Raw genomic sequence first — 16,846 nt, 5'->3', positions numbered from 1 at the left:
ATCGCGCTGTCATCAGCAGCCGTGATTCGCCCCATCACGAGTCCGGACACGCCCCGGAGGGATGATCCCCGCCGCATTGTCACGGTGAGTAGGCTGCCGGTATGACCTATGCGGTCCCGCCGACACGTACCGCCGCTGTGGTGCGCCAGCTGCGCAACGAGATCATCTCCGGTGAGCTGCCGCCGGGCACGCTCGTCAAGGACGCCGAACTCGCGGCCCGCCTCGGGGTGAGCATCACCCCGGTCCGCGAGGCCATCGCCCAGCTCTCCGTCGAGGGTCTCATAGACATCGCACCCAACCGCACCCGGCACGTCACCAAGGTCACCCAGAAGAACGCCCTGGAACTGATCGACGTGATGAGCGTGTTGGCCTGTGCGGGCTTCGAGTGGGGCGTGGAGAACCTGACCTCCACCCACATCGATCTCATGCGGCAGCGCCAGAAGGAGTTCGTCGAGGGCCTGCGCGCCGGCAACACGCTCGCCGCGGGCGCCGCCGGCGCCGACTTCAGCACGATCGTGATCCTGGCCAGCGGCAACCGGGAGTTGCAGTCGATGGTCGACCTGGTGGTCGCGCGGACCCTGCGGATCCTCGCGATGGGCGCCGAGAGTGAGCTGTGGACCACCTGGATCCGTGGCCACGACGCGATCCTCGACCTGCTCGAGGCCGGGGACCGGCGCGGGGCGGTGGACCGCTACCGGCAGATCTACGTGGAGTACCGCGCTCAGGTGGAGGGCCACCTGTTCGGCGTGGGCTGATCAGCGCACCGCTGGGTAGCCCACGCGGCGGCTACTTGCCGGTGGGGGCCGGGGTCGCGCTGCCGGCGGACTCCGACACGAACGCCTTGATTGTCAGGTTGAGCGTCCACGACCCCTGGTCCTTGCCCAGGTTGGCCGAGTCGATGAGCAACGCCCGGGGCTGGCCGTTCTGCAACCGGGTGAGGAACGTGCTGAGATCCTCCGCGCTGCCGGAAGCGGTCAGCGTGATCGGGAGCGCGCTGACGTTGGTCGTGCCCTTGACGGGTGCGGGGTCCGCCACGGTGAGACCGCTGACCAGGACGTTCATCGAGGTGCCGGACTTCTGCAGCTCCCGCAGGAAGTCGGGCACGCCGGAGCCGGTCGTCAGTGCCGCCTGGTAGGAGGCCAGCTTCGCCTTGTACTCGACCTTCTTGGCGTCCTCGGCCTCCAGCTCGGTGTTCCGCTTGCGCAGCTGGGTGAGCTGCGTCTGCGTGTCACCGGCCTCGCTGTGCCGCTGGTCGGCCTCGGCGTACGTGGGCTGGATCAGCAGGAACCAGCTGAGAACGGTGAGCAGCACGATGACCACGAAGCCGCCGAGCAGCCAGATCCGGTCGACGTGACGGGCGTTCATCAGTTGCCTCCGGTGCTCTTGCAGGGGGTGGTGAACCGGCCGCATTTCGCCGTGCCGCTGATTTCGGCGTTCAGGCTGAACTCCACCTTCTTGGCCCCGGCTTCGTCCTTGGACTCCGCCACGCTGGTGACGAACGGGTTCACGACGGTCGGCACCTTGCCGAGCAGGTCGACATACCGCGCGACCGCGTTCTTGTCCTTGGCATCGCCGGTGATCTGCAGGGTGCCGACGGTGTCCGACTTCGCGGGGGTGGTGCCCGCCGAGTCGGCCGAGGCGGCGTCGTCCAGCTTGGCGGTGACGCCGGTGACCGTCACGTCGGCGGACACGCCGGTCTGCCGGACCGTGTCCAGCAGCGTCGCGTACGGCAGGTCGGTGGCCATGACGGTCTTGAGCTGTCCCACGATCGTCGTCGTCTGTGCCTGCACGTTGACGACCTCGTCGTACTTCTGCTGCTTGTGCCTCTGGTCGACGACCTGAGCCTGGACGTCGTCGCGTTCCTGCTCGGCCGTGCGGGTCTGGTGCTGGGCGTGCATGAACCATCCCCCCAGCAGGACACCGACACCGACCAGCGCGCCGATCACGGCGGAACGGGCACGCTTCGCTCGCCGGGCCGCCACGATCTCCTCGGGCATGAGGTTCGCGGTGATGGTGAGCAAGCGGGTGGCCCGCAGCGGGCTCGTCTGCGGGTCTACGGGCATCAGCGTGGTCGACATCAGGCCGCCGCTCCGAGGGTGAGGCCGATCGACACTGCTGCCGACGGGACGAAGACGTCGAAGCCGCGCGGTTTGGCCTTGCGGGTGTCACGCAGCCGGCCGGCGCTGTCGGCGTACATCACGGCGACCCGCAGCTGCTCCTGGATGTGCTCGGCCAGGCCGGGCATGAGCGCGCTGCCGCCGCACAGGGCCACGCGGGTGACCTGCTTCTGCCGCTCGCCCGAGGCGAGGTACGTGAACGAGCTGCGCAGCTCGTTGACCAGCGGGCGGACGGCCTCGCTCACCGCGGTCCCGCTGTCCGGGCGCTCGTCGCCGTGCAGCCCGAAGCGGCACTTGAGGGCCTCCGCCTCGCCGGCGTCGATGCCGAGGCGCTCGGCGATGGTCCGGGTGATCTCGGCGCCGCCGCGCGGCACGGTCCGGACGAACAGCGGCTCGCCGTCCGCGTGCACGACCACGCTGGTCACTTCGGCGCCCATGTCCACGATCGCCTCGACCTGCGCGTCGAGCCGTGAGGCGGCGCGCAGCAGCGCGAAGGACGCGAGGTCGACGCTCTCGACCCGCAGGCCGGCCTTCTCGACCGCCTGCACGGCGGTCAGCACCGAGTCCTTGGGTACGGCGATGAGCAGGCCGCGCACCGTCGGGTTGTCGCCCGGCTCCTCGAGCGGGTAGAAGTCCAGCAGCGACTTCTCTACCGCCAGGGGCAGCATGTCGCGTACCTGGAACGGCAGCGACTTGCGCATCTCCTTGGGCGGCAGGTTGGATACCGACATCTCGCGGACCACGAGCTGCGGGTTGGTCACCCCGAGCACGACGCGCTTGGTGTCGAACTTGCAGGCGGCCCAGAGCTGCTTGACGGCCGAGGTGACCGCCAGCGGGTCCTGGATGACCCCGGCCTGCACGGCCCCGGCGGGCAGCGGGATCTGGCCGAAGTTGGTGAGCGTGTGCTCCTCCTTGCCGCGACGGGCTTCCACGGCTCGGATGGAGGACGAGCCGATGTCCAGCCCGATCGGATTGACGCCAGCCATCGGTTACCTTTCTTCGCTCAGTGCCTTCGCTCAGACCGTGGGGCCGAGCAGGGACGAATACCAGTGCGCGATCGGCGCGGCCGCGAAGACCGCGAGGAACGCGCCGGCCAGCATGTACGGGCCGAACGGGATGCGGCTCTTGCGGTTTGCCAGCCGGGTGACCAGCAGTGCAGCGCCGACGACTCCGCCGAGCAGGAACCCGGCGAACGCGCCGACCGCGACGGAGCTCCAGCCGAGCCAGCCCAGATACAGGCCGAGCAGCGGGGCGAGCTTCACGTCGCCGAAGCCCATGCCGCGCGGGATCGCGGCCAGCAGACGGTACAGGCCGTACAGGACGGCGGCGGCGGCCAGGCCGCGCAGGCCGGCGGTCCAGCTGTGCTCCGCGATCATGGCGGGTGCCAGCAGGGCCAGGGCCACGCCGTAGGACGGCAGGACGATCTGGTCGGGCAGGCGCAGGACGTCCAGGTCGATCGCGGCCAGCGCGATCGCGATGGCGGCCAGGTAGAGGTACGCGGGCAGCTCCCACGACCAGCCGAACCGGGCTGCCACGGCGACGTACAGGGCCGCGGTGCCCGCTTCGACGAGCGGGTAGCGGGCGCTGATCGGTGCCTGGCAGTCCGCGCACCGGCCGCGCAGCAGGAGCCAACCGGCGACCGGCACGTTGTGCCGACGGCGGACCGCCGCGTCACACTGTGGACAGTGTGATCCGGGCCGGATCAGCGACTGGCCGAGCGGTACGCGGTGGATGACGACGTTCAGGAATGAACCCACCGCGAGGCCGAGCAGGCCGACGATGCTGAGCAGCAGTGGCTGCGGCATGGCCGGGCTCCTCTCTCGCGGTGGGTGTCAGAGGTTGTGGGTGCGGGTGGCGCCGGGACCGGCGCCACCCGCGCAACGCGGATCAGCCGCAGGTGGCGAAGTTGCCGGAGTTGATGGTGCTGTCCGCCTTCACCGAGCCGCCCGCGGAGCTGTCGTACACGTAGTACTTGCCGCTGCCGCCGGTGTTGGTCGCGCAGACCTTGTACGCCGACGTCGAGACGGACTTGTAGACCATGGTGGTCTTGTCCGACAGCGTGATCTTGCCGACCGTGCCGGTCCCGGTACCCAGGTTGAAGCTGCCGTTCTGGGCGCCGGTCGGGGTGCTCGGGTACGTGTTGCTGTTGTCGGTGTACCACTGCTCGATCGTGCTGATCGCGCCGCGGACGTCGGACTGAGCGGACTTGTCCGCCGCGCCCTGGCGGTAGTTCAGGTACACCGGGACGGCGATCGCGACCAGCACGCCGATGATGACCACGACGACCAGGAGCTCGATGAGCGTGAAGCCCTCGTCGCCCTTGTGCGCGCTGAGCCGGTTGATGGTGTCTCGCATTTGGGGTTGCCTCCAGTGGCGGGTGGGGTGGTGGGGTGGGGCGGTAGCTGCGGGCTGTGGCCCGGCAGCCGGTCGCTCCAGAGCGTCAGCTGCTCTGGATGTTCTGGTAGATGGTGAACATCGGAAGGTAGAGACAGATCACCATTCCACCGACCACGGCACCCATGACGAGGACCATGATCGGTTCGATCGACGCGGTCAGCGATTCGGCTGCGCTGTCGACCTCCCGGTCGTAAAAATCGGCAACCTTGTCGAGCATCTGACTGATCTGACCGCTTTCTTCTCCGACCTCGATCATCTGGGTGACCATCTCGGGGAAGATCTTGTGAAGACGCAGCGCAGTGGACATCGGCTGGCCGTCGCGCACCGCGGACTGCACATCACGCATGGCGATGTTGATGACCTCGTTGCCCGCGGTCTCACCGACCACGGCCAGCGCCTGCATCACCGGTACGCCGACGTCGAGCAGCATGCCCAGGTTTCGGGAGAAGCGGCTCATCGCGAGCTTGCGGAACAACGAGCCGAACACGGGCAGCCGCAGCTTGAGCTTGTCCATGAAGAGGCGCACGTTCTCGCGCGTACGCATCTGGTGCTTCAGCGTCAGCGTGCCGCCGATCGTGACGGTCAGGAACACCGGAGCGATCCACCACATGTTGTGGCTGGCGTCCACCAGAACCTGGGTGATCGCGGGGAGTTCGCCACCGAGGTTCTTGAACATCCCCTCGAAGATCGGGACGATGAACTTCAGCACGGCGCCGATCAGCACGAACGTGAAGCAGAGCACAATCGCGGGGTACGTCATCGCGCTCTTGATCTTGCCGCGGAGGGCGGTGTCCTTTTCCAGGTTGACCGCGATCTGCTCCAGGGCCTTGTCGATCATACCGCCGGCCTCACCGGCGCGGACCATGGCGATCATGAGGCGCGGGAATGCCTTCTCGTGCTTGGCCATCGACGCCGACAGCGACACACCGCCCGCTACGTCCGCCCGGACCTCGCCGACCGCCTTCTTCAAGGCCGGTACGGTCGTCTGTTCCTCCAGGATGGACAGCGATCGCAGCAGCGACATGCCGGATGCGGTCATCGTGGCGAACTGCCGCGCGAAGACCGCGAGGTCCTTGAGCTTGATCCGGTTGCCCAGGCCCGGGATGCTCACCTGCTTGTTGAGGCCCTGGCCGGCCTGGGTCAGCTCCAGCGGTGTCTCGCCGCGCTGCCGCAGCAGGTTCGACGCGGCCAGTTCGTTGGCCGCCTCGACCGTGCCCTTCGTTTTGCGGCCACTGGCGTCGATGCCGCTGTACTGGAAGGTCTTCGTCGCTGCCATCCGGTCACATCCGTCCGATGAGTCGCTTGAGCTCTTCCGCGGAGTGGCAGATCTCCAGTGCGGCGTCCAGTGACACCAGCCCCTCGCGGACCCGGTCCGCCAGGTGCTGGTCGAACGCCAACATTCCGTCGTTGGCGCCCGACTGCATGAACGACGGGATCTGGTGGGACTTGCCCTCCCGGATGAGGCTGCGGATCGCGGGGGTGGCGGTGAGGATCTCGCACACCACCACCCGGCCCTTGCCGTCGGCCCGCGGCGCCAGCGCCTGGGTGACGACACCCTGGAGACTGGCCGCGAGCTGGGCGCGGATCTGGAGCTGCTGGTGCGGGGGGAAGATGTCGATGACGCGGTCGATCGTCTGGGTGGCGCTCTGCGTGTGCAGGGTCGCGAGGACGAGGTGACCGGTCTCGGCGGCGGTCAGCGCGGTGGAGGTGGTCTCCAAGTCACGCAGCTCACCGACGAGGATGATGTCGGGGTCCTGCCGCAGGGCGTGCTTGAGCGCGCTCGCGAAGGTCTCCGTGTCGGCGCCGACCTCGCGCTGGTTCACCACGCAGCGCTTGTGCGGGTGCAGGAACTCGATCGGGTCCTCGATGGTGATGATGTGCGCGGACCGGCTGCGGTTGGCCAGGTCCAGTACGGAGGCGAGCGTCGTGGTCTTTCCGGAACCGGTCGGGCCGGTGACCAGCACCAGCCCGCGCGGCAGGTACGCCAGGCGCGACACCGAGTCGGGCATGCCCAGCTCGTCCAGCGGCTTGATCTTGTGCGGGATGGCCCGGAACACGCAGCCGAAGGAGTTGCGCTGCACGTAGATGTTGCCGCGGAAGCGGGAGACGCCGACGATGCTGTGCGCGAAGTCGAGTTCCTTCTCGCGCAGGAAGGTGTCCCACTGCTTCGGGTTGAGCGCGGCGCGCGCCAGCAGGGCGGTGTCCGCGGAGTTCAGCTTGCCGTATCCGGGCAGCGGGCGCAGGCCGCCGTCCACGCGGATCATGGGCGGGGAGCCGACCGTCAGGTGCAGGTCGGAGCCGCGCGATTCGACCAGCATGCGGAGCATCTGGTCGAGCACGGCCAGGTCGCCGGAGCCGTCGTAGACCGGTTCGGCCGGCGCGCCGTGGGCGGCGGCGCTCTGGTCGAGCGTGTGCATAGCGCGGTACCGACAATCTCTGCGGGGGGACTGACGTCCACACATTCGGCAAGGCGGAGGGCCGCTTGAGGTCCCTTAAAGACCGAATTGGGCGCACTGCGGCAGGGGATGGGCTGCGATCCGCAGCCTGAATGCAAAGCGTTATGGGAAGGCAACGCTGCGTGTATGGCGAGGGTCAGATCGCGACGCGCATGACCTCGCGGACCGAAGTCAGCCCGCCGGCCGCCTTGGCCAGGCCGTCGGCGCGCAGGTCGTACATGCCCTGGGCGACGGCGACCTCGCGGATCTCACCCGCCGAGGCGCGGCGGATGGTCAGCGACTCGATCTCCGGGGAGACCGGCATCACCTCATGCAGCGCGATCCGACCCCGGTAGCCCGTGTTGGCGCAGTTACGGCAGCCCGCCGGGCGGTACAGTGCTTCCGGCACCGCCAGGATGTCCCAGGGCCACCGGGCCGCCTCCAGCTCCTCCGCCTCCGGCGCGTACGCCTCCTTGCACCAGTCGCACAGCCGCCGGCCGAGTCGCTGGGCGAGTACGGCGTCGAGCGACGAGCCCACCAGGAACGGCTCGATCCCCATCTCGGTGAGACGGGTCACGGCGCCGGGGGCGTCGTTGGTGTGCAGGGTGGAGAGCACGAGGTGACCGGTCAGCGACGCCTCGACCGCGATCTGCGCGGTGTGACCGTCCCGGATCTCACCAATCAGCACGACATCCGGGTCGGTACGCAGGATCGCGGGCAGCACCGCTGCGAACGTCAGGCCGGCCTTGGCGTTCACCTGGACCTGGTTGATGCCGCGCAGCCGGTACTCGACCGGGTCCTCGACCGTGATCACGTTGATCTCCGGCTTGCTGATCCGGCCCAGCGTGGCGTACAGGGTGGTGGACTTGCCGGAACCGGTGGGGCCGGTCACCAGCACCATGCCGTGCGGCTTGGTGAACGACGCGGCGAACCGGTCGAGATTGTGCTGGGTGAAGCCCAGCTTGTTCATGTCCAGGTCGATGCCGCCGGTGTCGAGCACCCGGAGCACGATCTTCTCGCCCCACACGGTCGGCAGGGTCGCGGTCCGCAGGTCGACCGTACGGTCGCGGATCAGAGCCGTGATGCGACCGTTCTGTGGGACCCGCTTCTCGGTGATGTCGACGCCCGACATGATCTTGATGCGGGAGGTGAGCGCGGCCATGACGCCACGCGGGACCGTGTCCACCTCGTGCAGCACGCCGTCGATGCGGTACCGCACCCGCATCTCGTCCTCTGTCGGCTCCAGGTGCAGGTCGGAGGCGCGGTTCTGGACGGCCTGCTCGATCAGGTTGTTGACGTAGCGCACGATCGGCGCGTCTTCCTGGCTGGTCGCCTGCGCGGTCATGCCCGCCGCGTCGTCCGTCGCCTCATCGGTGAAGTCGCCCAGGTCACTGGCCTCGCGCTGGAGCCGCTCGATGATCCGGCGGACCTCACTGCGCTGGACCAGTACGGGACGTACGGACATGCCGGTGGCCGCGCGCACGTCGTCCATGGCCACGACGTCGCCGGGGTCGGTGACGCCGACGGTCAGCTCACCGTCGTTGATCATCAGGCCGAGCACGCGGTGGCGCAGCACCACCGGCAGCGGGATGCGTTTGAGCGCGGCCGGGTCGGGCGAGAAGCCGACCAGGTCGAGGGTCTTGAGCCCGAACGAGGCGGCGGCGGCCTCGGTCAGCTGCTCCTCGGTGACGACCTGGTCGTTGATCAGGACCGCGCGGACGGACCGGCCGCTGCGCTCGGCCTCTGCCGCCGCCGCGTCGACCGCTGCCGGATCGACGCCGATCTGCTTGAGCGCGTCGAGCAGCGGTCGGAAGGTCAGGTCCATGTCATCCTCGTCGCCGAAACGAAACCGGTGTACGTCTGTCCCATCGGACACGCGTGGGCCGAACTGAGCAGCGCTCCCACGATCCGGCTGCGGTGGGCGTCACGTCCTGCTCTGAGCCCACTGGTCGTTTCGCTCGGCCCCGCTTTCGCCCGGACCCGCCGCCCACGGGCGAATTCGGCGAACCTTTCCCGTCGGCCGGATGGGCGCCGTGGCGGTGAAACCGCTGAATCGAAGCCCTACGCGGACGGAGGTGGCGGGGTACTTCACGGGGGCAGCGGAGATGCCGATGTTATCGGGGTGATGGGACTTCACGGGCTGTTGTTGCCGTCGTGAGCGGCGTGGGAGCGCTTCTCCTTCGCCACCGGCGATGGATGGCTGTGCTGCTAGCGGCGCTGGTCGGGCTACTGAACCGGCAGACCCCGCTGGATCTGCTGCCGTTCTCCGATCTGGGGTGGCCGGTGTTGACCGGTCGGTTCGACGAAGCGTATGCGGGGACATACACGCAGGCCGGCCCACTTCAATTGGTGGTCAGCAACCTGCTGCTCATCGGTGGGCATGCGGGGATGCCTCCTGCGCTGCCGCGGATCATGATCGATGTGGCGCTCATGCTGGGCGCTATCGCGGTATGCCGGGGACGCGCGGTGCGCGAGGCCGTGGCCGCGATCCTGACACTGCTGTGGCTACTCGGCCCGGTGCCCTGGAGCGGCCATCCGGTCGAGGTGGCGATGCCGATCCTCTGGGCGTACGCGATGGTGTTGAACGGCAGAGGCCGGTGGTTGGCCGCGGCCTTCGCGCTGGGCGTCTCGGTCTTGATCGCGCCGGTCGCGGTGCTGGGTTTTCCGTGCCTGCTCGGCGTGACCGGACTGAAGCGGGCCGTGCGCACCGCGACCGTCGCTGCGGGAATCGCCGTGCTGGGCTACCTGCCGTTCGTGCTGAGCGGTGAGTTCGGGATGTTCGGACACGTGTGGCTGGTGGACGTCGGGACGGTGCCGCATCTGCTCGGCCTTCGCGAGATGACGTGGGCCGTTCGCCTCGGCCAAGCCGTCGTGGTGACGGGCGGGTGTGCCCTCGTGGCGTATCTGCTGCGCGGGCGGCTGGTGGCGGTCGCGGCGGCACCTTTGGCGGCGGCACTGCTGCGGGTGTGCACCGATCCCATCGTGATCAACTACTACTGGCTGCCGGTGTCGGTCGGCACCGTGCTGCTGGTCGCCCTGGTGCCGGACGGGTTCCCGCGGTGGCGGCAGGTGCTGCTGGTGGTGATCGCATATGTGGCGATCATGGCGGCGACGACCAACCAGGGACCGCTGGGTGCGCTGTGGTGCCTGGCCGGATATCTGGTGGCCGGGATACCACTCGGCAAGACAACCCGGTGGTGGAACTCGCGAGCCGTCCCAGACAACGCCCCTGACCTGCTGACAACTACGCCTCGCTAACGTGCGAGGGGCTCGTCGCGGCGGAAGGTCTTGCGGTAGGCGGACGGGGCGACCCCGATGGCCGCATGCAGATGCTGGCGCAGGGCGCTCGCGCTGCCCAGCCCGCACCGCCGGGCCACCGCGTCGACGGCCAGATCCGTGGACTCCAGCAGCAGCCGGGCGTGCGACACCCGCTGCTGCAACAGCCACCGGGCCGGGCTGAGCCCGGTCTCGGCCCGGAACCGCCGGGTGAACGTGCGCACGCTCATCCGGGCGTGCGAGGCCATCTCCTCCAGGGTCACCGGCTCGGCCAGCCGGTCCAGCGCCCACGTCCGGGTCGCTTCGGTGCCGCTCCCGCCGGTCGCGGGGACCGGCCGCTCGATGTACTGGGCCTGGCCGCCGTCCCGCCACGGTGGCACCACGCACCGGCGGGCGGCCCCGTTGGCCATCTCGCTGCCGTGGTCATTGCGGATGAGGTGCAGGCACAGGTCGATGCCGGCGCCCACCCCGGCCGAGGTGAGGATGTCGCCGTCATCCACGAAGAGGACATCGAAGTCCCAGCGCACGCGGGGGTAGAGCCCGCGCAGCCGCCGCGCCCACGCCCAGTGGCTGGCCGCCGGGCGGTCGTCGAGCAGGCCGCCAGCGGCGAGAACGGACGCCCCGGTGCAGATGGACACGATCCGGGCGCCACGCTCATGGGCGGCCCGCAGCGCTTCGGCCACCGCGGGCGGGACCGTGCCGTCGGCCACCGTGCTGCCATCGCCCACTCCGGGCACGATCACGGTGTCGGCTGTGGCCACCGTGGTCAGGTCGTGGTCGGGAAGCACAGCGAAACCCGCGGTGCTGCGGACCGGGCGGCCGCCCTCGGTGCAGATGGTCACCGCATACCGGCGGGTGCCGTCGGAGTCGCGGGCGGCGTGGAACACCTGGCTGGGCACGCCGAGATCGAACGGCACCACGTGATCGAGGGCCAGGACGGCGATCGCATGCGTCATGGCTCGATTCTTGCGCATGATGGCCTCCGGGCCACTCGTTTGATCGTACGGAGATTCGCAGAATCGAACGGTGAGTAGACACCGCATCCACCCCGCGTGGGCCGTGGCCGCCGTCGCGTTCGTGGCGCTGGTCGGCGCCGCCGGGTTCCGGGCCACCCCGTCCGTCCTGCTCCGCCCGTTGCACGAGGAGTTCGGCTGGTCGCTCGGCACCATCTCGGCGGCCGTCTCCGTCAACCTGCTGCTGTACGGCCTCACCGCCCCGTTCGCCGCCGCGCTCATGGAGAAGTTCGGCATTCGCCGGGTGGTGATGGGCGCCCTGTTGCTGGTCGCCGCGGGCAGCGGGCTGACCGTACTGATGTCTGCGAGCTGGCAGCTCGTGCTCTGCTGGGGCGTCCTGGTCGGACTCGGCACCGGATCGATGGCGCTCGCCTTCGTGGCCACCGTGACGAACCGGTGGTTCGTGCGCCGCCGCGGGCTGGTTACCGGGGTGCTCACCGCCGGGGGCGCGGCCGGGCAGCTGATCTTCCTGCCGATCCTCGCCCAGCTCACCGAGAATCACGGTTGGCGGGCCGCCGCCCTGACCGTCGCGGGCGCCGCCCTGCTCGTCGTACCCCTGGTGTGGTGGCGGCTGCGCGACCGGCCCGCCGACCTCGGCGTCGCCGCCTACGGCGCCGCGCCGGACGACGCCGCCACCGAGAGCGCCGCGCAGGGCGGTGCCGCGCGGGCCGCGCTGGGTGCGCTGCGGCAGGCGGCGGGCACGCGGGCGTTCTGGCTGCTGGCGGGCGGATTCGCGATCTGCGGCGCCACCACCAACGGCCTGATCGGTACGCACTTCATCCCGGCCGCGCACGACCACGGCATGCCCGAGACCGTCGCGGCCGGACTGCTGGCCCTGGTCGGGTTGTTCGACATCGCCGGCACCATCGCCTCGGGCTGGCTCACCGACCGGGTGGACAGCCGGCTGCTGCTCGGCGCCTACTACGCGCTGCGCGGGCTGTCCCTGCTGGTGCTGCCCACGCTGTTCGCCGCCACCGCGCACCCGAGCATGGTCGTCTTCATCCTCTTCTACGGCCTGGACTGGGTAGCCACGGTGCCGCCCACGGTCGCGCTGTGCCGCGAGTACTTCGGCGCGCGCGGGGCGATCGTGTTCGGCTGGGTGTTCGCCGCTCACCAGATCGGGGCCGCGGTGGCCGCCACCGCGGCGGGACTGGTCCGGGACCGGCTCGGCGCGTACGACGCCGCCTGGTACTCCGCGGGCGCGCTGGCGCTGGCCGCGTCCCTGTTGTCGCTGATGCTGCTGGCCGGCAAGCGTACGGCCGAGCGGGGCGGGGCCGGGCCGGCCGGTGCGGGACTCGGGCTGGCGTACCCGGCGGCCAGTGCGAGCGCGCCCGCGGCCTGAGGAGGCGACCCCCTTTCCTGTGGCGGCCGGCCCACGTACGGTAATCGGCAGCGCCGTCCAGGGAGGGGAGTCGCGTGCCGATCCAGGGTGGACTACCGCCGCGAAACCCCCGGTTCGTGGGCCGCGAGGACCTCCTGGCCCGGGTGCACGGGCTGCTCGACAATGGACCGGTGGTGCTGCTGCCCTCCGCTGACCAGCGGTTCGGCGGCACCGGGCGTACCCAGCTGGCCGTCGAGTACGCCCACCGCTACGCCCGCGGCTACGAGCTGGTCTGGTGGATCCCGGCCGAGCAGACGGCGGGCATGCGGGCGGCGCTGGTCGGGCTCGCGTCCCGGCTCGGGCTGCCCGAGGCGCGCGACATCAACCGGACCCTGTGTGCGGTCCGCGACGCGCTGAGCCGCGGCGAGCCGTACCGGAACTGGCTGGTCGTGTTCGAGAACGCGAACCGGCCGGAGGACATCACCCCCTATCTGCCCGGCGGCAAGGGGCACGTGCTGGTCACCTCGCGGGATCCGCGGTGGGGCTCCGAGGTGGCCCGGGCGGTGCCGGTGCCCGTGTTCGACCGGGCCGACAGCGTCGACTTCCTGCGGTTGCGCAACCCCGAGCTGTCCGAGGTGGACGCCGACCGGATCGCCGCGCGCTTGGCAGACGTACCCATGGCGCTGGCCGAGGCCGCCTCTGTGCAGGTGGCGGCCGGGTGGCCGGTCGGCGAATACCTGCGCCGGTACGACCAGCGCGCGGCCGAGCTGGCCACACCGACTCCGGTGGGGGTGACGTGGGGCCTGGCGGCCGAGGCGCTGCGGGCATCGTCCCCCGCCGCCGTGCAACTGCTGGAGCTGTGCGCGTTCCTGGCCAGCGCGCCCGTGTCCTGGCGGGTCTTCTGGGCCGCCCGTGGCCTGGACCTTCCCCCGGAGCTGGCCCGCACCGTGCGCGTCGAGCGGCGGCTCAAGGCCGCGCTGCGCCTGATCGGCCGGCACGGCCTGGCCGAGCTGGACCCGCCCGGCGAGCACCTGACCGTGCACCCCCTGGTGCGCGGCATGCTGGCCGAGGAGGCGCACGCGCGGCGCGACACCGTCCGGGCCATGCTGGCCGCCGCCGACCCCGGCGACCCCGACAACCCGACGAACTGGCCCCGGTACGCCGAGATCATCCCCCACCTGGTGCACTGCGACCTGCTCGGCGGCGACGCCGAGGAGCTGCGTCAGCTGGTGATCAACTGTGTCCGGTGCCTGTTCGCCCGCGGCGACTACGACAGCAGCCGGGACCTGGCCGCCCAGGCGGTGCAGCGCTGGCGGGAGCGCCTCGGCGACACCGACGAGCACGCGCTGCTGGCGGCGTTCCACCTGGCCAACGCGTTACGGGCGATCGGCCGTACCGATGATGCCCAGCAGCTGAACACGCAGACCCTGCGGACCCAGCGCGAGGTGCTCGGCGGCGACGACGAGATCACGCTGGCCACCGCGAACAGCGTCGGCGCGGATCTGCGCATCCAGGGCCACTTCGGACAGGCCCGCCAGCTCGACGCGGACAACCTGGTGCGCTACCGGCGGCTGTTCGGCGAGAGCTACCCGCTGACCCTGCGCTGCGCGAACAACCTGGCGGTCGACCTGCGGCTGCTCGGCGACTTCCGGGGCGCGCGGGCGCTGGACGAGCAGGTGCTGCGGCACCGGCGGTCCGTGCTGGTGGACAGCCACCCCGAGGTCCTGTCGTCCCGGGCCGCGCTGGCCTTCGACCTGTTCGGGCTGGGCGACTACGCGGAGGCCGCCGACGTGCTGGCGGGCGCGCCCGCCGACGACCTCGGCGAGGACCACCCGATGGTGCTGTGGGCGGGGCGGTTCGCCGCGATGGCCGCGCGCCGCCGGGGGCAACCGCACGCGCGGCAGCTCGCCGAGCGCAGCGTGGGCCTGTTCCGGCAGAAGTTCGGTGATCACAACGTGGAGACACTGGGCGCGCTGGTGTCGCTGGCCAACTGCGCCCGCGACGACGGCGACCTGGAATCGGCGTACGTGCTGCTGGAGCGGGCCGTGGCCGGCTATCGCACAGTGCTGGGCGAGGGGCACCCGTTCGCGCTGGCGGCGGTCACCGACCTCGCCGGGGTGGTGCGGTCGATGGGGCGGCACGCGCAGGCCCGTACGCTCGGCGCCGAGGCGCTCGGCGGGCTGCACCGCAGCGTCGGCGCCGACCATCCGTTCACCCTGTGCTGCGCCAACGGGCTGGCCGCCGACCTGCATGCGACGGGGGAGGCCCAGCAGGCCCGCGAGGTCGCGGCGGACACGTGGGCACGCTCCCGCACGGTGCGCGGCGCGCACCATCCGGACACGCTGGCCTGCGCGTTCAACCTTGCGCTGGACGCGGGCGACGACACCGGGCGCGGCCTGGTCCTGGCCGAGCTCACCAAGGCGTACGGCGAGCAGCATCCGGTCGTGACGGCGGCGGCCGCCGGGCGCCGCCTGGAGACGGAGATCGAGCCGCCCCCGTTGTAGGACACACTGATGGCCAACGCCCAGCCGGGAAGAGGAAACCGGCCGGGCGTCGGGTCAGAGGGAGAGGCCCGCGGACTGGCGCTGCAGCAGCGCGGTCATCTCCTGGGCGGGCATCGGCTTCGCGAAGTGGTAGCCCTGCGCCTGCGCGCACTCCAGCTCGCGCAGCCGGTCGGCCTGCGAGGCGTCCTCGACACCCTCGGCGACCGGGGCCAGATCGAACGTACGGGCGATCTGCAGCACGGCCTCGGCCACGGAAGCACCCGCGGTCTCCGCCATGGCCTGCACGAACGACCGGTCGATCTTGACCACGTCCACCGGCAGGGCAGCCAGGTGGCTCAGCGACGAGAAGCCGGTGCCGAAGTCGTCCAGGGCGATCCGTACGCCCAGGTTCTTCAGCGCGCCGAGCACCCGGGCCGACTCGACCAGGTCGGTCAGCGCGACCGACTCGGTCAGCTCCAGCACCAGCAGCGACGGCGTCAGCCCGGAGCGCTCCAGCACGCCGCGCACCTCGTCGACCAGGTCGGGGTTGCCGAGCTGGCTGGCGGACAGGTTCACGTTGAGCTCGAAGCCGGGCACCTGACGCTGCCACTCGGCCGCCTGCATGCACGCCTGCTCCAGCACCCAGCCGCCGAGGCGCGGGACCACGCCCATGGACTCGGCCAGGTCGAGGAACGCGCCGGGGGGCAGCACGCCGCGCTCGGGGTGACGCCAGCGCACCAGCGCCTCGACACCCACGGTGTGCTCGCCGTCCAGGTCCACGATCGGCTGGTAGTACACCTCGAACTCGTGGTTGTCGAGGGCACGCAGCACCTCGGCCTCGTCCCGGCGGCGCTGCTCGGCCTTCGCGAACTGGGCCGGGTCGAACCGGCGGGCGACACCGCGGCCCTCGGCCTTGGCCTGGTAGAGCGCCTGGTCGGCCTCGCGCATGACCTCGTCGACCGCGGTCTCGGAGCCGCGGGTCAGGGCGATGCCGGCGCTGGCGCGGATGGTCAGCAGGTGACCGTCGATCTCCAGCGGCTGCGCCAGGTCGCGCAGGATCCGGTTGGCGACCCCGTCGGCGATCTGGTCGTCGGCGAGGCGGGGCAGCAGCACCGCGAACTCGTCGCTGCCCAGCCGCGACACCGCGTCGTTGGAGCGGACGTTCGCGTTGACCCGCTCCGCGGCGGCCCGCAGCATCTCGTCGCCGACGGCGTTGCCGTACGCGTCGTTGATGTCCTTGAAGCCGTCGAGGTCGACGAGGATCACGGAGGTGATGGTGTCGCCGGCCCGGGCGAGCGCGTCGGAGGCGTGCTCGATGAACATCCGGCGGTTGCCGACCTCGGTCAGCGGGTCCCGGTACGCCTGCGAGGCGAGGATGGCCCGCTGGCGGCTGAGGTCACGGACCAGCACGGCGTTGGTGTGCGCGCCGAGCAGCTGGCGCAGCAGCACGATCGCGCCGACGCCGATGGTCGCCCGGACCATGCCGACACTGATCGTGTCGTGGCCGTACGTGAACAGCGTCGCCATGACCGCCGCGGCAGCCGGCGGCGCGTAGCGCACCAGCGGCTTGCGCGTGGCAAGCACGATGATCGCGATGCCCAGCGCCACCACCACGGTCAGGACCGCGGTGATGAACAGCGGCCCGTAGTCGTCGCGCGCCAGTGCAGGCCAGGCGAGAAGCACCAACGACGCGAACACCATCGCGTCGTCGACGACGCGCCGAATGCGCGTCAACGCCTTACCGGTCGGGACCATGGCTCACCTCCAACGGGCCCCTCATCGGTGGGCCAGGGCCGGACATGAG

Annotated in this window: 14 protein-coding genes; 4 read left to right on the top strand and 10 right to left on the bottom strand. The window is 70.6% G+C overall.

What is annotated here, in order from left to right; translation table 11 throughout:
• Nucleotides 1-101 precede the first annotated feature (101 nt).
• Nucleotides 102-755 (top strand): GntR family transcriptional regulator, encoded by a 654-nt coding sequence (locus ACMCNN_RS24835; RefSeq protein WP_412742921.1) that lies wholly within the window; start codon nucleotides 102-104, stop codon nucleotides 753-755.
• 31 nt (nucleotides 756-786) lie between these two features.
• On the opposite strand, the gene pilO is transcribed toward ACMCNN_RS24835, so the two are convergent.
• The 8 genes from pilO to ACMCNN_RS24795 form a co-directional block, all read right to left on the bottom strand.
• A complete protein-coding gene (gene pilO / locus ACMCNN_RS24830; RefSeq protein WP_412742920.1) occupies nucleotides 787-1,365 on the bottom strand; it encodes a type 4a pilus biogenesis protein PilO in 579 nt (192 codons plus the stop codon).
• Nucleotides 1,365-2,078 carry a PilN domain-containing protein gene (locus ACMCNN_RS24825; protein ID WP_412742919.1) on the bottom strand — a complete coding sequence of 238 codons (714 nt, stop codon included), beginning with the start codon at nucleotides 2,076-2,078 and terminating at the stop codon, nucleotides 1,365-1,367. The genes pilO and ACMCNN_RS24825 overlap by 1 nt, the downstream gene beginning before the upstream one ends.
• Nucleotides 2,078-3,103, bottom strand: coding sequence for a type IV pilus assembly protein PilM (pilM, locus tag ACMCNN_RS24820; RefSeq protein WP_412742918.1), 1,026 nt, complete (start codon nucleotides 3,101-3,103; stop codon nucleotides 2,078-2,080). The genes ACMCNN_RS24825 and pilM overlap by 1 nt, the downstream gene beginning before the upstream one ends.
• Nucleotides 3,104-3,133: 30 nt before the next feature.
• Nucleotides 3,134-3,922, bottom strand: a complete 789-nt coding sequence (locus ACMCNN_RS24815) for a prepilin peptidase (RefSeq protein WP_412742917.1) — start codon at nucleotides 3,920-3,922, stop codon at nucleotides 3,134-3,136.
• Nucleotides 3,923-4,004: 82 nt separating this feature from the next.
• Nucleotides 4,005-4,472: a type II secretion system protein gene (locus ACMCNN_RS24810; RefSeq protein ID WP_412742916.1), complete on the bottom strand. Its 468-nt coding sequence runs from the start codon at nucleotides 4,470-4,472 to the stop codon at nucleotides 4,005-4,007.
• 85 nt (nucleotides 4,473-4,557) lie between these two features.
• On the bottom strand, nucleotides 4,558-5,790 hold the full coding sequence (locus ACMCNN_RS24805) for a type II secretion system F family protein (protein ID WP_412742915.1): 1,233 nt from the start codon (nucleotides 5,788-5,790) through the stop codon (nucleotides 4,558-4,560).
• A 4-nt stretch (nucleotides 5,791-5,794) separates the two neighbouring features.
• Nucleotides 5,795-6,841: a type IV pilus twitching motility protein PilT gene (locus ACMCNN_RS24800; RefSeq protein WP_412747259.1), complete on the bottom strand. Its 1,047-nt coding sequence runs from the start codon at nucleotides 6,839-6,841 to the stop codon at nucleotides 5,795-5,797.
• Nucleotides 6,842-7,106: 265 nt separating this feature from the next.
• The gene (locus ACMCNN_RS24795; RefSeq protein ID WP_412742914.1) at nucleotides 7,107-8,774 is read right to left on the bottom strand and encodes a GspE/PulE family protein; all 1,668 of its coding nucleotides are present in this window, start codon (nucleotides 8,772-8,774) and stop codon (nucleotides 7,107-7,109) included.
• A 371-nt stretch (nucleotides 8,775-9,145) separates the two neighbouring features.
• Between ACMCNN_RS24795 and ACMCNN_RS24790 the strand changes: the two genes are divergently transcribed.
• Nucleotides 9,146-10,207, top strand: a complete 1,062-nt coding sequence (locus tag ACMCNN_RS24790) for a hypothetical protein (protein ID WP_412742913.1) — start codon at nucleotides 9,146-9,148, stop codon at nucleotides 10,205-10,207.
• Here ACMCNN_RS24790 and ACMCNN_RS24785 read toward each other — a convergent pair.
• Nucleotides 10,204-11,199, bottom strand: coding sequence for a GlxA family transcriptional regulator (locus tag ACMCNN_RS24785; RefSeq protein ID WP_412742912.1), 996 nt, complete (start codon nucleotides 11,197-11,199; stop codon nucleotides 10,204-10,206). The genes ACMCNN_RS24790 and ACMCNN_RS24785 overlap by 4 nt on opposite strands.
• Nucleotides 11,200-11,251: 52 nt before the next feature.
• On the opposite strand from ACMCNN_RS24785, the gene ACMCNN_RS24780 reads away from it, so the two are divergent.
• Nucleotides 11,252-12,580 (top strand): MFS transporter, encoded by a 1,329-nt coding sequence (locus ACMCNN_RS24780; RefSeq protein ID WP_412742911.1) that lies wholly within the window; start codon nucleotides 11,252-11,254, stop codon nucleotides 12,578-12,580.
• A 74-nt stretch (nucleotides 12,581-12,654) separates the two neighbouring features.
• Nucleotides 12,655-15,063: an FxSxx-COOH system tetratricopeptide repeat protein gene (gene fxsT, locus ACMCNN_RS24775; RefSeq protein WP_412742910.1), complete on the top strand. Its 2,409-nt coding sequence runs from the start codon at nucleotides 12,655-12,657 to the stop codon at nucleotides 15,061-15,063.
• Between the two features lie 54 nt (nucleotides 15,064-15,117).
• Here the strand turns inward: fxsT and ACMCNN_RS24770 are convergent, their stop codons facing one another.
• Nucleotides 15,118-16,797, bottom strand: coding sequence for a putative bifunctional diguanylate cyclase/phosphodiesterase (locus tag ACMCNN_RS24770; RefSeq protein ID WP_412742909.1), 1,680 nt, complete (start codon nucleotides 16,795-16,797; stop codon nucleotides 15,118-15,120).
• Between the last annotated feature and the right edge of the window lie 49 nt (nucleotides 16,798-16,846).

This window comes from Krasilnikovia sp. MM14-A1004 (assembly GCF_047159485.1).
GTDB lineage: Bacteria > Actinomycetota > Actinomycetes > Mycobacteriales > Micromonosporaceae > Actinoplanes.
This window is presented reverse-complemented; position numbering and strand designations above follow the sequence as displayed.

Coding starts and splice junctions, on each gene's coding strand:
- pilM (WP_412742918.1), bottom strand. CDS start 3,103: ATGGCTGGCGTCAATCCGATCGGGCTGGACATCGGCTCGTCCTCCATC.
- ACMCNN_RS24795 (WP_412742914.1), bottom strand. CDS start 8,774: ATGGACCTGACCTTCCGACCGCTGCTCGACGCGCTCAAGCAGATCGGC.
- ACMCNN_RS24825 (WP_412742919.1), bottom strand. CDS start 2,078: ATGTCGACCACGCTGATGCCCGTAGACCCGCAGACGAGCCCGCTGCGG.
- ACMCNN_RS24835 (WP_412742921.1), top strand. CDS start 102: ATGACCTATGCGGTCCCGCCGACACGTACCGCCGCTGTGGTGCGCCAG.
- ACMCNN_RS24815 (WP_412742917.1), bottom strand. CDS start 3,922: ATGCCGCAGCCACTGCTGCTCAGCATCGTCGGCCTGCTCGGCCTCGCG.
- ACMCNN_RS24800 (WP_412747259.1), bottom strand. CDS start 6,841: ATGCTCCGCATGCTGGTCGAATCGCGCGGCTCCGACCTGCACCTGACG.
- ACMCNN_RS24785 (WP_412742912.1), bottom strand. CDS start 11,199: ATGCGCAAGAATCGAGCCATGACGCATGCGATCGCCGTCCTGGCCCTC.
- pilO (WP_412742920.1), bottom strand. CDS start 1,365: ATGAACGCCCGTCACGTCGACCGGATCTGGCTGCTCGGCGGCTTCGTG.
- ACMCNN_RS24790 (WP_412742913.1), top strand. CDS start 9,146: ATGGCTGTGCTGCTAGCGGCGCTGGTCGGGCTACTGAACCGGCAGACC.
- ACMCNN_RS24805 (WP_412742915.1), bottom strand. CDS start 5,790: ATGGCAGCGACGAAGACCTTCCAGTACAGCGGCATCGACGCCAGTGGC.
- ACMCNN_RS24770 (WP_412742909.1), bottom strand. CDS start 16,797: ATGGTCCCGACCGGTAAGGCGTTGACGCGCATTCGGCGCGTCGTCGAC.
- ACMCNN_RS24810 (WP_412742916.1), bottom strand. CDS start 4,472: ATGCGAGACACCATCAACCGGCTCAGCGCGCACAAGGGCGACGAGGGC.